At 22.1% G+C, this 13469-nt stretch carries 15 protein-coding genes and 1 rRNA gene; 6 read left to right on the top strand and 10 right to left on the bottom strand.

Annotated features, from left to right (window positions below):
- Window positions 1-309: 309 nt before the first annotated feature.
- Both ACTTAO_RS04560 and rrf read right to left on the bottom strand, forming a co-directional pair.
- Window positions 310-1209, bottom strand: a complete 900-nt coding sequence (locus ACTTAO_RS04560; RefSeq protein WP_440691126.1) for an NAD-dependent epimerase/dehydratase family protein — start codon at window positions 1207-1209, stop codon at window positions 310-312.
- 11 nt (window positions 1210-1220) lie between these two features.
- Window positions 1221-1335: ribosomal RNA gene (gene rrf / locus ACTTAO_RS04555) — 5S ribosomal RNA — on the bottom strand.
- Window positions 1336-1506: 171 nt separating this feature from the next.
- Here rrf and ACTTAO_RS04550 point away from each other — a divergent pair.
- The 4 genes from ACTTAO_RS04550 to ACTTAO_RS04535 are packed head-to-tail and all read left to right on the top strand — an operon-like array spanning window position 1507 to window position 4706.
- A complete protein-coding gene (locus ACTTAO_RS04550; RefSeq protein ID WP_440691124.1) occupies window positions 1507-2142 on the top strand; it encodes a hypothetical protein in 636 nt (211 codons plus the stop codon).
- A complete protein-coding gene (locus ACTTAO_RS04545) occupies window positions 2139-3194 on the top strand; it encodes a sulfotransferase (RefSeq protein WP_440691122.1) in 1056 nt (351 codons plus the stop codon). Before ACTTAO_RS04550 ends, ACTTAO_RS04545 begins: the two co-directional genes overlap by 4 nt.
- Window positions 3191-3955, top strand: coding sequence for a hypothetical protein (locus ACTTAO_RS04540; RefSeq protein WP_440691120.1), 765 nt, complete (start codon window positions 3191-3193; stop codon window positions 3953-3955). Before ACTTAO_RS04545 ends, ACTTAO_RS04540 begins: the two co-directional genes overlap by 4 nt.
- Window positions 3936-4706 (top strand): hypothetical protein, encoded by a 771-nt coding sequence (locus tag ACTTAO_RS04535; RefSeq protein ID WP_440691119.1) that lies wholly within the window; start codon window positions 3936-3938, stop codon window positions 4704-4706. Before ACTTAO_RS04540 ends, ACTTAO_RS04535 begins: the two co-directional genes overlap by 20 nt.
- A 1-nt stretch (window position 4707) precedes the next feature.
- Here ACTTAO_RS04535 and ACTTAO_RS04530 read toward each other — a convergent pair whose 3' ends face one another.
- From ACTTAO_RS04530 to ACTTAO_RS04520, 3 genes are read right to left on the bottom strand one after another with little or no spacing between them, the layout of a single operon-like run.
- Complete coding sequence (locus ACTTAO_RS04530; RefSeq protein WP_440691117.1) at window positions 4708-5130, bottom strand: hypothetical protein; 423 nt, start codon at window positions 5128-5130, stop codon at window positions 4708-4710.
- Entirely contained in the window at window positions 5120-6211 is a 1092-nt protein-coding gene (locus ACTTAO_RS04525) for a DegT/DnrJ/EryC1/StrS family aminotransferase (protein ID WP_440691116.1), read from the bottom strand. Before ACTTAO_RS04525 ends, ACTTAO_RS04530 begins: the two co-directional genes overlap by 11 nt.
- 1 nt (window position 6212) lies before the next feature.
- Window positions 6213-7229: a GDP-mannose 4,6-dehydratase gene (locus tag ACTTAO_RS04520; protein ID WP_440691114.1), complete on the bottom strand. Its 1017-nt coding sequence runs from the start codon at window positions 7227-7229 to the stop codon at window positions 6213-6215.
- Window positions 7230-7265: 36 nt separating this feature from the next.
- Between ACTTAO_RS04520 and ACTTAO_RS04515 the strand changes: the two genes are divergently transcribed.
- On the top strand, window positions 7266-7955 hold the full coding sequence (locus tag ACTTAO_RS04515; RefSeq protein ID WP_440691113.1) for a glycosyltransferase family 2 protein: 690 nt from the start codon (window positions 7266-7268) through the stop codon (window positions 7953-7955).
- Here ACTTAO_RS04515 and ACTTAO_RS04510 read toward each other — a convergent pair.
- From ACTTAO_RS04510 to ACTTAO_RS04495, 4 genes are read right to left on the bottom strand one after another with little or no spacing between them, the layout of a single operon-like run.
- The gene (locus tag ACTTAO_RS04510; RefSeq protein WP_440691112.1) at window positions 7904-9301 is read right to left on the bottom strand and encodes a hypothetical protein; all 1398 of its coding nucleotides are present in this window, start codon (window positions 9299-9301) and stop codon (window positions 7904-7906) included. The two genes, ACTTAO_RS04515 and ACTTAO_RS04510, sit on opposite strands and share 52 nt — an antisense overlap.
- A gap of 13 nt (window positions 9302-9314) precedes the next feature.
- On the bottom strand, window positions 9315-9989 hold the full coding sequence (locus ACTTAO_RS04505) for a PIG-L deacetylase family protein (RefSeq protein ID WP_440691110.1): 675 nt from the start codon (window positions 9987-9989) through the stop codon (window positions 9315-9317).
- Window positions 9973-10869, bottom strand: coding sequence for a hypothetical protein (locus tag ACTTAO_RS04500; protein WP_440691108.1), 897 nt, complete (start codon window positions 10867-10869; stop codon window positions 9973-9975). The genes ACTTAO_RS04505 and ACTTAO_RS04500 overlap by 17 nt, the downstream gene beginning before the upstream one ends.
- Entirely contained in the window at window positions 10866-11939 is a 1074-nt protein-coding gene (locus ACTTAO_RS04495) for a glycosyltransferase (protein ID WP_440691106.1), read from the bottom strand. Before ACTTAO_RS04495 ends, ACTTAO_RS04500 begins: the two co-directional genes overlap by 4 nt.
- Window positions 11940-12030: 91 nt before the next feature.
- Between ACTTAO_RS04495 and ACTTAO_RS04490 the strand changes: the two genes are divergently transcribed.
- Window positions 12031-12573: a hypothetical protein gene (locus ACTTAO_RS04490; protein ID WP_440691104.1), complete on the top strand. Its 543-nt coding sequence runs from the start codon at window positions 12031-12033 to the stop codon at window positions 12571-12573.
- 13 nt (window positions 12574-12586) lie between these two features.
- Here ACTTAO_RS04490 and ACTTAO_RS04485 read toward each other — a convergent pair.
- On the bottom strand, window positions 12587-13469 hold an 883-nt coding region (locus tag ACTTAO_RS04485; protein ID WP_440691102.1), incomplete at its 5' end, for a class I SAM-dependent methyltransferase.

Below are 13469 nucleotides of genomic sequence, written 5' to 3'. Positions count from 1 at the left end.
AAATTCCAAAACGAAAATAAAAAAAGGAGTTTTTAAGTGAAGTTATTATATTGTTAGATAGAAATGATGAAACTATAATTATAATACAAAAAACAAAAAAAAATTTTACAAACTTATTATTATAATAATTATATAATTTATTGGAAATTGAATTGATTATAAAAATCAATGATACTAATGATACAGCCAAGTCAGACAAAAAAGGTCCAGTAATTAATAAAACTGGAAGACATATAATCAAATATGAGGGAAAAGTTTCGTATATAAATTTTTTTGTCATATGAAAATTAGATGAAAACTTTTCTATAATTAATTTTTTTTTACAATCTTTTTATTTTTAATAAAATAATTTATATAATTTTTTATATGGACTTTACCAAATTTTTTAATAATTCTATTATTAAAATTTATATCATTTAAAGCTGAGGCATACCTTTCTCCAGGTCTTGATTTTAAAAACTTTATTTTTGTATCAAACATTTTAGCTAATTGTATGATTGAATAACTTTTTTTATTTGTTATTGCGTAGTGTTGATTTTTATTTTTCTTCCAAGCATAATAACAAATTTCAATTGTATCACTAATATGTGTAAATCTTCTACTCTGTGTGCCTGGTTTCACCACTGGGAGTGGTTTATCTTTTAAATAACAATCCTCAAAAATACCAACGACAGTTGCCATACTGCCCGAACAAATTTGTTTAGGTCCATAAACATTGTAGAAATAAATAATTTCGTATTTAAAATTGAACCATTTTTTTAAATTTTCTAATAATTCAAGATTTTTTGATTTAGTAAATGCATAAGGAGATAAATTTTTATCTTTTCCTTTATTTCCTAAAGATGCAGAAGTTGCTGAATATATTAATTTTATTTTATTTTCTAAACAAAATTTAAATACTGCATTTGTTCCTATTGAATTAGAAAAATGACATTCATTGAATTTAATGAAACTTTGGTAAATTCTAGAGAATTCTCCAAAATGAAAAATGGTAATTATATTTTTTAAATATTTCTTAAGTATTTTTTCAATCTCAGAGGTATTCGAATTAAAATATCTTACTCTTGAATTTTTAACGTGGTTTTTTCGAGTACCACTAGAATAGTTGTCAATACTAATAATTTTATACTTTGTTTTTTTTATTAAAAGTTCGATTAAATTTGAGCCAACGAAACCAGCTCCACCGGTTACTACTATAATTTTTTTCATCTATATGAATAGCCTGGCAATGACCTACTCTCCCGTATCTTAAGACAAAGTACCATCGGCGCTGAAAAGCTTGACTTCCGAGTTCGGAATGGGATCGGGTATAACATTTTCGCTATAACTACCAGGCAAGCCCTTATACTATTTTTATACTTATAGTCAAAGAATTTTATATTTAAAAAGCATGCAATTTATTGTTAATAACTAACAAATAATTATATTTTATGTGTTATTTTGAAAAAAATTACAAAATTAACAATTTTATATCTCTTGATCTTTAACTAAAAATAACTCTTTCACATGAAAAAAAATTTATTTCTCATTGGCAAAGGTAAACAAAGCGACTTAATAAAAAAAGATGATGTATTTTTAAAAAAATACAAAAATGTTTTTAGTGAAAATATTAATGATTTTAAAAATATAAAAAAAATTTTTAAAAAATATAACTTCGAAAAAAGTTTTAAAACAGAATTCTTAATTGCAATTGGTAATAATTATGCAAGAGAAAAAATTATGAATTTACTTAAAAAAAGTTTTCAAAAAATAACATGGGCCATATATATATCAAAATCATCAAATATAAAAAAAAATGTTTTAATTTCTCCAGGGTCTATGATCATGGAAAACGTCTTTATTAATTGTAATACAACTATCAAAGAACATGTTCTTATAAATAGTGGTTCAATTATTGAACACGATAATTATTTTGACCAATTTTCAAGTTGTGGTCCTGGAACTATAACTGGTGGCGAGGTATATATTGGTAAAAAAACTTTCATAGGATTAGGTTCAAAAATTAAAAATAATATTAAGATAAGAGACAATTCAATAATTGGTATGGGTTCAGTAGTAATTAAAAATTGTAAAAGTAATAGTGTCTATTATGGATGTCCAGCAAAATATATTAATAAAAATAAAAGAGAGAATCATTTTTGAAATATTTATTTATCATTTTAAGATATATTATTGGATATAAAAATTATGTAATTCTTCGAGAGTTTTATCTAACATATTTAGATAATTTGGTAATATACCTCTATAATCCAACATTTATTTTTAAAAAAATTCATTTTATATTTAACAAAAAATTTATAATCTTTAATCAACCATTAATATTAATCTCACAGATACAAAGATCAGGTGGAACTTTAACATCACAATTATTTGATGGTCATCCGCAACTACTTTGTTACCCTGATGAATTGAAAATATCTGAGCCAAAATGGAATTGGAAAAAATTTAATAGACTTTATATTCAATATAATTCAATAGGAAATCATGCAAGATTAAAACACTATAAAAAGGAAGATAAGGCTCAATGGAAAAAAGGTTATAAATTTATTTGTAATATGGATTTACAAAGATTAATTTTTAATAATTTAAGCAAACAAAATAATTCAGACAGATCAAGATTAAATAATTATTTTACATCATTTTTTAATTCTTGGTTAAATTATTTTGATAAAAAAAATTTAAAAAAAAAAAAATTTATTACAGCTTTTTGTCCAAGGATAAACATGACTCCTTCCTCAATTAAAAAATATTTCAGAATTTATGAAGATGGATATTTAATATCAATAATTAGAGATCCAGAAAATTGGTACTCAAGTGCGAAAATACATTCTAATTCTTATTCTAATATTAAAGAATCTTTAAAAATTTGGGAAAAATCAGTTGAATCCACAATACTTCTAAAAAAAAAATATAAAAATAAAGTAATAATTGTAAAATTTGACGATTTAATAAATTTTCCAGACAAAACAATGAAAAAAATCTGCAAAATAATTAATATTAAATACAATAAAACTTTAGCAAAACCTACTTTTAATAAAATACCAATATTATCGAATTCATCTTTTAAAGCAATTGAAGGAAAAATTGATAAAACAGTTCTAAATAGAAAAATAAGATTTAGAGATAATAAACTAAAAAAAATCATTAGTGCATATGATAAAATTTACAAAAAATCATTAATATACAAAATATGAATTTTTTTTTTCTTCTGGGAAATGATGAAATCAAAGGTATTTTGAATATCCCAAAGTTTCAAAACAGAGGTAAATTTTTTGAAAAAAATATTAAATTATATGAATATAAAATTGTTAACAAAAACTGGAAAGTTGAAGAATGCAAATGCAAACATGATAAGTTTTTTTGGGAACTTTCGAGTGATGATTTTTCTACTGATAGTATATTTGGGATTCATAAAGAGAATGAAATTAAATCCAAAAATCTTAGTGAATTAAAAAATTTAAATAATTTGTCTTCTACTTATCCAGATTTTAGAGGAAACAATAAAGTTTTGTTAGATGGTGCTGGTTTTTCCTCGTATCAATCTGATTACCCTTATGAAATGGTCCATAAAAATGGATCAATTTTAAGTCCGTTGAATATATTACTAAATAATAAAGCAAACAATAATTTAGTTTTTTTTAGAAATATTTTTTATCTTCCTTTGAAAGAAAATTTCGAAATATATATAATTAACATTAAAAAATTTAAAATTTTAAAAAAATTTATATGTAAAACAAATGAACTAAATATTTTAAATATTGAAAATCAGTATTTAAAAAATGATAATTATTTGTTTTCAAATAAATACATAGGTATCCCAATTTTTTATTCGGAATTTAACAAACAAATATCTCTGGAACATACACATCCTCCGCATGAATACATTTTAAGTGATGATAGATTTAAAACTATTGGAAAAATCAAAAAAGAAATTTATGAGAAAATTTTTAAATAAATATATACAAAATAAATATGTAAAAAAAATTAGGGTGCTTATCAACTATAAACCAAAACCTGTTGAATTGAAAAATATTAATGAGAGTTATTCTGTCTCTGATGCTTTTATTTGGAGGACGGATAAAGGCTTTAACACAATATTTAAATTCAAAGATATTCCAAATTTTTTTTATAATATTAATTCAAGTGCTCATATTTCATTTTTTAATAAAGAAAATATGAATATAAAAAATATTTCTTTTAAAGAACTTTCTAATATTAATGAACTTCAGATTAATCAAAAATTTTTAAACAACATTAAAGATTATGGTACTTTTTACATTTATCACAAGTCAAAATTTAAGAAAAATCTGAATATAATTTTAAGTAATAGATGTTACGTTGGATATTATAAAAATAATCAATTGCCGTGTTATGTTCATGGCAATACCCTAGTAAAATCTTTTGGTTTAAATTCAGAAAATTTTTATTCAAATTTTGTACAAAAATCTCCACTTTTTGAACAAAATTATTTTATTCAAAATAATTTTTTTTATTTTGATAAAACCGAATTATGTATTTGCAATCCTACTAGTGAAAAAATCATTTTTAAAATTAACTCACAAAAGTATGAATTAATGCCATGGAATATGAAAATTATAGAGCAAAAAAAAAATGTTAAACTGATAAATATCAAATCAAAATGTTTGTTTTTAAGACCAATAATTTTTAATTATAAAAATGAATTTTTTGATGTTTATCATGGCTAATTTAAATAAACACTTTATCTAACTTTACACCTTCATAAGGTCCAGTTTTAAATTCGTAAACATATGTTTTGTTTGTTAAAGCTTTATAGTTATGACCTCCCTCAAAAGAAATAGATAGATCGCCTCTATTTATAATTGTACTAGTTATAAATACTCCATCAGTATCATAATAGTAAACCTTTACTTTACCCTCAATTACCACCCAAGATTCTTGAGCTATTTTTTTTTTATATAAAGGTTTTTTCCAAATGTGTTTATGAGCTTTAAATGTATCATTTTTATTTAAATTTATATTTGCTACCTGTAAAAACTGCTTTTCTGGTGAAATATTTTCTCTGCTTTTTCTATTTTTTGAATTTTTTCTAAAAACCATATGAATTAATTTTTTCTTATTTTTTTTAGAATAGATTTTTTTAATTTTCATAAAATTCCTTTATACAGTTTATAATATAATCTAAGTTTTTTTTACTTAGATTCAATGACGAAGGTAACCATAAACCTTTATCTGAATAATTTTTTGATATTGGTAATTTTTCTCTTTCATTACTTAAAAACTTTAATTTATTTAGAGGGGGATATATATCTCTTGTTAAAATATTATTCTTTTTTAAATGACTTTTTAAATTATTTTTATCATCAACATATATGTCAATAAACCAAGGAGTTTCGTTTTTCTTAAATTCTAAAAAATTAATTTTTTTAATTTTTTTTAAATATTTATGATAGTAATTAAAGATATATTTTTTTTTTTTTACTCTTGCTGTTATATCTTCCAATTGACTTATTCCAAGTATAGCTTGTATGTCGGTAAACTTAAAATTATATCCTTCTGATATATAATCATCATTGCCAGCTTGTGCCCTACCAAAATTTTTAATTAATTTTAATTTTTTATATATTTTCTTAGAATTTGTTACAATCATTCCTCCTTGTCCTGTTGTTATAATTTTTGGCATACTGAAAGAGAAAGATGATGCAATCCCAAAATTACCATGATGTTTATTTTTTAAAAAACTACCAATTGAATGTGCAGAATCCTCAATTAAGTAAATTTTATATTTTTTACATATTTTTTTTATTTTTTCTAAATTCCCCGATCTTCCATTCAAGGTAACATAAATCACAGCTTTAACGTTTTTTTGCTTTACTTTCTTTTCTAAATCAGTTGGACACATGCAAAGATATTTTTTTTCAACATCAGCAAATATAGGGTTAAAACCTGCGAGTTTTACAGATGTAGCTGTTGCTACCATTGTTATATTTGGAATAATAACTTTTGAATTTTTTTTTAGATTTAATGATTTTAAAATTCCCAATAACGTTAATGTACCATTTGGAAAAGCAACGGCATACTTTGAACCTGTATATTTTTTAAATCTATTTTCAAATTCTAATGTAAACTTATTTTCTGTAATCCAATTATCTTTTTTTAAATAAGTATTTATGGAATTAATATCTTTTTTTGTTATTTTTGGTTCAATTTGATTAATTTGGTGATTTGTCATCTTATTTTAATTTTGAAGCAAGTTTTTTTGCTTCATTGAAATCAAGACCATTTGATGCCAAATCACTTTCCAACATCATTTTACAAAGTGATTTAAATTTAACTTTTGGTTTCCATTTTAAAATTTTTTTAACTTTTGAAGCATCACCTTTTAAATTGGGAACTTCTGAAGGTCTTAAATATTGCTTACTATCTTGTATAATAAATTTTTTCCAATTTAATCCTACTAATCCAAAACACTCATCTAAAAATTCTTTAATTGAATAATTTTCACCAGTTGCAACCACCCAATCATCTGCTTTTTTATACTGCACAATTTTCCAAATAGCGTCAGCATAATCACCTGCAAATCCCCAATCTCTTTTTATATCTAGATTTCCCATTTTTAACTTTTTTATTTCCCCTTTGAGTATCAAAGGGATATTAAATGTAATTTTTCTAGTAACAAAATTTAAACCTCTTCTTGGAGACTCATGGTTAAACAATATTCCATTACAGGCGTGAAGTTTATAAGCATTTCTGAAATATCTAGTTGTATGATAAGCCCCAACTTTTGATATACCATAAGGACTCTGAGGTAAAAATTGTGAATTTTCTCTTTGTGGTGGTTTGGTTATACCAAACATTTCACTTGAGGATGCTTGATAGAATCTAATTTTTTTATTAGTAATTCTTATAGTTTCTAAAATATTAAATGTAGACAATGTGTTGTAGGTTAAAGTACTTTTTGCAGTTTTAAAACTTATTCCCACATGACTTTGAGCTCCAAGATTGTAAATCTCATCAGGTTTAAATTTAGAAATAATTGAGTGAATGCTACTATCATCCATAAGATCACCATATTCGGTATCAAAATTGTTTTTAAATTTTTTATAAAGATGATCAATTCTACTTGTATTGAAAGAACTAGACCGTCTCATCATGCCTAAAACTTTGTAATTTTTACTCAACAAAAGCTCTGACAAGTATGAGCCATCTTGACCAGTTATTCCTGTAATTAAAGCTTTTTTTCTTTTCATATGAAAATATTTAGATAATCTTATTAATATAATAAGATGACTAATACAACTATAATAGTTTTAACAAAAAATGAAGTTGACTCCATTGAATTTACTATAAATGAATTAAAAAAAAATAATTTTAATAATATATTGATTGTAGATGCACACTCTACTGACGGAACAATTGATTTTATAAAAAATAAAAATATTAATTATATAACACAGAAAAAAAAAGGTTATGGTGCAGCTATTTTGGAAGGTATTGAAAAAGTTAATACAAGTTATGTATCAATTATAGATGCTGATGGTTCATACAATACTAATGACATTCCAAAAATGTTAGAGATATTAAAAACAGAAAATTTAGATTTTGTTCTAGGATCAAGATACAAAAACAATAGTAAGTCTGAGGATGATACATTAATAAGATCAATAGGAAATAAATTATTTACACATATTTTAAGAATTGTATTTAGAGTTCCAATTACTGATGCTCTTTTTCACTTTCCAGTTTGCAAAACAGATTGTTATAAAAAATTAGAACTAAAATTTTCTGATTTCAGCATTTGTCCAGAGCTACCTATTAAGATTAAACAAAAAAATTTTAGATTTAAAGAATTTTTGTCATTGGAAAGACCTCGTGTTGGAGGAGTTTCCAAGGTAAATGCATTTGTTGATGGAATAAAAATTAGTTACAGCTTATTAAAATTGTTTTTTGGGATTTTTATTTTTAAAAACAAATAATGAATAGATAGTGAAACGAATATTGTCATAATTGTATAACTTGGTAAGAAATATCTAGGATTTCCAATGAAACCTGGCAAAATATAAAAGTATAATATACTTAAAAATAAAAGAAAATTTATTTTCCAGTTAAATTGCTTTAGACTTAGATAAAATCCATATAAAAATAATAAGTAAAAGATTATAGAATAAATAATTCTTATTTTATTTTGCAAGCTTAAATTAACATTTGTCTCCTTGTAGTCAGATCTACCAATATAATTTTTTTGATAAAAATTATTTACCCAAAAAGGATGAATCAACAATGTTTTAGAATAATGAAAAATTAAAATTTTAATTGTTGTTAAGGGGTTCTCAGTCAAAATTTTCAACGATTCCTCAGACTTGTATTTATTTAATTTTATTATGTCGACCATTTTTGAATTATTTCTATAATCTTCTAACTGTTCCTCATTAATATTTAAAAAATTTTTAACATTATCTCTGAAAAACAATTTTCTAACTTCAGGTATAGATAAATTGTTTTCATAAGCATATACGTCTGCTGCTAAATATCCATATATTGCATCTCCTCCTTGGGTAGGGGCAATTTTAAATTTTTCATTAACTATTAGATTATTCGTGCCAATGAATAATATCACAATTGAGTATCCCAATGATAAAAAAATTATATTTGAATAATTTTTAATAACTATTAAAAAAACAAAAATAACAACAATGTAATAAATAGAAACAGACCTAGTTAAAAACATTAATCCAAGTAAAATTCCAAGCAGAAATATTTGAAAAATTAGCAATGGATTATTTTGAGTTCTTTTGATTATTAAAATATTAGAAAATGCCAAAAACAAAATCAGCAGGCTTATAAAAGTTGATTCTGAAAATAATGCGTAGTGATGTTGGTTAATATTTGGATCAAGTAACAAAATAAATAATAGTATATTTAGATGTCCCTTATCAAAATATTTTTCAAATTTTTTATAAAAAGTTATTACTGCCAAAAGATAAAAAATATATTGTAAACAAAAGATAAAAAACTTTGTATCTAGACTAATATTTTTATTTTTATCAAAAAAATCAAAATTTAATATTTTAGAATATACAAACAAAAGTTTTGGATATAAATAAGCGTTTCTATAATTATCAACAACATGAATTTTGTAATTCTCAGATTTTTTTGCTGACGTCCAATATTTGAGTATCTCTCCTTTTATTATTCTATGTTCAACTTCTAAACTGCTATATTTGTTGTATTTATAATCAATTTTGTAAAAATTGAAAAAGTTAAAAATTACTGATAAAAAAATTATTATAAAAAAAATATTTTTATTTTTCAAACTCTTCATTTAACTTTTTGAGCTAATCAATTAACCTTAATATCCTAAAGGACTCCGCATATGATTTACAAATATTTAATCCCCTAAATTTTGCTAGAGCGATTATACCATCAGCTGATCTAGGATGATCGTTACTTTTATTTTGTGATGTATAAAATTCAAAAGATTTAATTTTTTTATCTAAAGTTTTTTTATCCAAAGAAACAAAATAATTTGGTACAAAATTTTCAGTATATCCCCATTCTGTCTCAGAAAGAGTCTCATAAAACATAATTTTTCTTATTTTACTAAAAGGTCTTGAGGAGACTATTCCTGCAGAAGTTATTTTATTATGATCGTGATGTAAATCTCCATTAAAAGGTAGTAAAATTTCATTAACTTCTAAATCAGAAATGTATTTATTTATAATTTTTGAAATTTTAGTAGATGGAAAAACGTCTAAATTTGGAGCAGGTAAATTTTCAAAAAATAATCCATCAACATTTAAAAAATTATTCGCTTTTTTTGCTTCTTCTCTTATTTTTTTAATATATTTTTTTGAAAAGCTTAAAGGATCTCCTTTATTTGCATTCGTCATTATTAAAACATAAACTTTATTATTATCATTCTTCCACTTGATGATACTACCGCCACATCCTAGTATTTCGTCATCTGCATGAGGCGCCACAATGAGAATATTTTTATTTAATTTTTTCATAATTTATAAAACTATCAGTATCACCTAATACTAACAAAGCTTTTTGTTGCAATAAAATTTTTTTAATCTTAGGCTGAAAAATATAAGCAATTGTTTGAAATTTCTTTTGAATTTCAAACTGATTTCTATATTTGGTAAGTTTATGAAAAAATAATATTTTTTTTCGATAACAAAGTAAATCATTTATATGGTCGATATAATGACTTTCTTTACCAAAATATTCTAATATTCTTAGATTGATATTGTCTAAATCAAAAATTGAAATGCTTTCAGAGTTGTTTTTAAAAAGTATATTTATAAAGTATTTGTTTTTATCATGGCTATAAAAATATTTTCTCTTTAAATATTTTTCATCTTTTTCTATAAAACTTATATTAGAAATTTTTTTTATTTTTTTTATATGTTTGAGTTTAAAAATATTTAATTTTTTTTTAACAATATTTTTTTTCTTATTTAAACAAGTCAAAAAATTGTTTTTAAAAATTATCTGATATTTTGAGTTAAATCTTAAATAATTTGTATGATTAGGCCATATCATTATACCAATATTGTTTTTATTTTTTTTTATTTTTGTAAATGCAAAGTTACATAATTTTTTATAAATTTTTAAATTTCTAAATTGTTTATCAATTAAACTTGAATGTCTGAAAAATATATATTTTTTATTAAATAAATTTTTTTTTACAGTATATCTTACAAAACCCACATGACCTATAATTTTATCATCTATTTTACAAATATAAGATTGTGAGAAATTTAAAATATATCTTTGAACATAAAAATTTATTGAAATCTTTTTTTTATTAAATTTATTTAAGAAATTTAAAACGTTTTTTAAGTTATTTTTATTTACACGCTTAAATTTCAAATTTGATTTCATTTTTGTTTAATTTGATTTAAATAATTTTTTATTTTTTTCGATATATATTGTTTTGAAAAAGTTTGATTAATTTTTTTTTTTGAATTTTTTGAAAAAAAATTATATTTATCTGTTTTCATCATAGTTGAAATACATTTTAATATTTGTTTATCATCATCAAAGGTTATTCCATTGTAATTATTTTTAATAAGGTCTCTAACTCCTCTTATATTTCTTCCAATTACTGGAAGACCAAATGACATGCATTGTATTACTGCAACAGGCAATCCTTCTCTATGACTTGGGTGTATTAAAAAGTCATACTTTTTAATTATTTCGTAAATATTTTTTTTAAAAGAATTAATTCTAAAATTTTTTATTTTTTTGAGATTATAGTTTGGAAACTCTTTTTTAAAATTTCCATATCCGTAACAATCAATTTGAAAATCAGGATGTTTTAAGAATATCTTATCAACCTGATTTAATATTGACTCATATCCTTTATCTCTTTTGTACGCTGAAATTATACAAGCTTTTAGAACTTTATTTTTGTTTTTTATTTTATAAGTAGGAATATCTACACCAACACCATTTACTAAAATAGTTTTTTTTTTTAAAATTTTTTTTGTAAATTTATAATCTTGCTTGTTTATATTGATATAAAATTTAGTTTTAAATGATAAAATATATTCAATACATAAAAATAAATATTCAACAAAATTTTTATTACCTTGGAACCTAAAACCATGCACAAAATATACAATATTCAAATTTTTAAAAAAATTTACTAATCTAAAAATAATTGAAGCAACTGGAGTATGAATAAAATATATATCTTTTTTATTTTTACTGATCTTAATTATATCTAAAATACATAAGATTAAAGTTTTAATATTTAATAAACTTTTTGTAGTAGTTGGAAAATTTATTTTAATTTTATTGATTTTATTGATTGTTATATTTTCTGGGTCGCTACAGGCTAGTATAATTTCATAATCATTTTTTAATTCGTTAATTATATGTTTAAGGAATAAATTAATTGTTAATGCTTTTGTTGTAATAATTCTAATTGAATTGGTTTTTAATTGCATCTTGTTATCATAGGTTTATTATAAATGTGTGATAAAAATCCATAAAAATATTTTAAAATATATTTACTTTATTTTGCTATCATTAATATTATTGGCAACAATAAATCTTCTTTTATCAAAAAAAACTCATATTGTTGAGAACAAGACAATAATATCTGAAAAAAATTTAGGAAATAAAATTTTTGAATACTCTATTGCTGGTGGATACAGCGAGATAGCTGTTACGAAAAAATTTGGATTTTATGTAATTAATACCTCCATAGTGAGTCAGAAAGATTTAAATTTAATCATTAAGCAACACAATAATTTAACTGAACAAATTCTTAATTTAGGACTTAATTATTTTGATGAAAAATTTGAGAGTGAAAAAAGACTTTTAAGAAAATTACAAGAAAATAATGATATTGAATATGTCGATTCTTTTGAAAGAGTTCAAAAAATTGTCAGATTAGAAGAAAGTGTAGAAAAAGTGAATATCAATAAAGAAAGATTTGAATCAAGAATAAAAAAGAAACCAAGTATTACAACGATTAATAATTATAAAAAAAACTTACCCTTATTATTATTTTTTTTAATTCTTTTTGTTTTTTTTCATTTTTTTAAAAAGTATATATTTAAAATTTCAAAAAGATAATTTTAAAAAAACTTTAAATATTCGCTTCAGCAAATATAGTATCTGTAATTTTATTTTTGATTAAGTATTTTTTATAAGATAAATTTAAACTCTTATCATTGTACTTCTTAAATAGTTCATGGCCACCTGGTTTTTTATTTACAAACCAATGAAGGTGATTATCAAATCCATATCTTTGAAAATAATAAATTTTAATATTTTTATATCCTGAAATAGATAAAAATTTTCTTAAAGATTTTTCAGTATGCAATATTAAGTGTTCACTCCACAAAGTAAAATTTTTAAATTCTTTCAAATTGTCTAGATTTAATAAAATATCTCTTGAATGAGGTACTTCTATAATTAACTTTCCATTTTTTTTTAATCTTTTTTTTAAATTTTTAAGTACCTCTATTTGATTAGGTAGATGCTCTAAAACATGAAACATGGTTATTAAATCAAATTTTTCATTTATTTGTTTGAGATTTTTGAAAATTTTAATTTTTTTCATATTACTTTTAATATAATCATAACATTCATCTCTAATTTCTAATCCATATATTTTGTTTGAATTTTTGATTTCATTTAAAAATCCACCCCAGCCACATCCAAAATCTAGAACTTTTTTGTTTTTTATATTTTTTTTAAATTGAAAATATCTTCTTAAATCATCGCTCAAATTTTGGGTAATTATTTTATTATTATTTATTTTAGTTATGGATTTTTCTTGTATAATTTTATTTTTTTTAACTAAGATTTTTTCAGTTTTTTTTTTTTTTATATAATATTTTTTACTTATTTTAATATCTTTCAAAAAAACTAAATCTGAAATTTTATCTTTATATACAGCAATTTTAGAATCTCTAGTTTGAGCAGATATTTTAACTAAATTTTTATCTTCAATAAGTTTTAATTTT

Origin of the sequence: Candidatus Pelagibacter sp. HIMB1782, from assembly GCF_052047475.1 — a bacterium.
Classification (GTDB): Bacteria; Pseudomonadota; Alphaproteobacteria; order Pelagibacterales; family Pelagibacteraceae; genus Pelagibacter.
This window is presented reverse-complemented; position numbering and strand designations above follow the sequence as displayed.

What these genes read in the sequence shown, in the direction of transcription:
- ACTTAO_RS04500 (WP_440691108.1), bottom strand. Translation starts at nt 10,869, where the DNA reads ATGAAATCAAATTTGAAATTTAAGCGTGTAAATAAAAATAACTTAAAA.
- ACTTAO_RS04515 (WP_440691113.1), top strand. Translation starts at nt 7,266, where the DNA reads ATGACTAATACAACTATAATAGTTTTAACAAAAAATGAAGTTGACTCC.
- ACTTAO_RS04525 (WP_440691116.1), bottom strand. Translation starts at nt 6,211, where the DNA reads ATGACAAATCACCAAATTAATCAAATTGAACCAAAAATAACAAAAAAA.
- ACTTAO_RS04535 (WP_440691119.1), top strand. Translation starts at nt 3,936, where the DNA reads ATGAGAAAATTTTTAAATAAATATATACAAAATAAATATGTAAAAAAA.
- ACTTAO_RS04495 (WP_440691106.1), bottom strand. Translation starts at nt 11,939, where the DNA reads ATGCAATTAAAAACCAATTCAATTAGAATTATTACAACAAAAGCATTA.
- ACTTAO_RS04550 (WP_440691124.1), top strand. Translation starts at nt 1,507, where the DNA reads ATGAAAAAAAATTTATTTCTCATTGGCAAAGGTAAACAAAGCGACTTA.
- ACTTAO_RS04560 (WP_440691126.1), bottom strand. Translation starts at nt 1,209, where the DNA reads ATGAAAAAAATTATAGTAGTAACCGGTGGAGCTGGTTTCGTTGGCTCA.
- ACTTAO_RS04530 (WP_440691117.1), bottom strand. Translation starts at nt 5,130, where the DNA reads ATGAAAATTAAAAAAATCTATTCTAAAAAAAATAAGAAAAAATTAATT.
- ACTTAO_RS04540 (WP_440691120.1), top strand. Translation starts at nt 3,191, where the DNA reads ATGAATTTTTTTTTTCTTCTGGGAAATGATGAAATCAAAGGTATTTTG.
- ACTTAO_RS04505 (WP_440691110.1), bottom strand. Translation starts at nt 9,989, where the DNA reads ATGAAAAAATTAAATAAAAATATTCTCATTGTGGCGCCTCATGCAGAT.
- ACTTAO_RS04510 (WP_440691112.1), bottom strand. Translation starts at nt 9,301, where the DNA reads ATGAAGAGTTTGAAAAATAAAAATATTTTTTTTATAATAATTTTTTTA.
- ACTTAO_RS04520 (WP_440691114.1), bottom strand. Translation starts at nt 7,229, where the DNA reads ATGAAAAGAAAAAAAGCTTTAATTACAGGAATAACTGGTCAAGATGGC.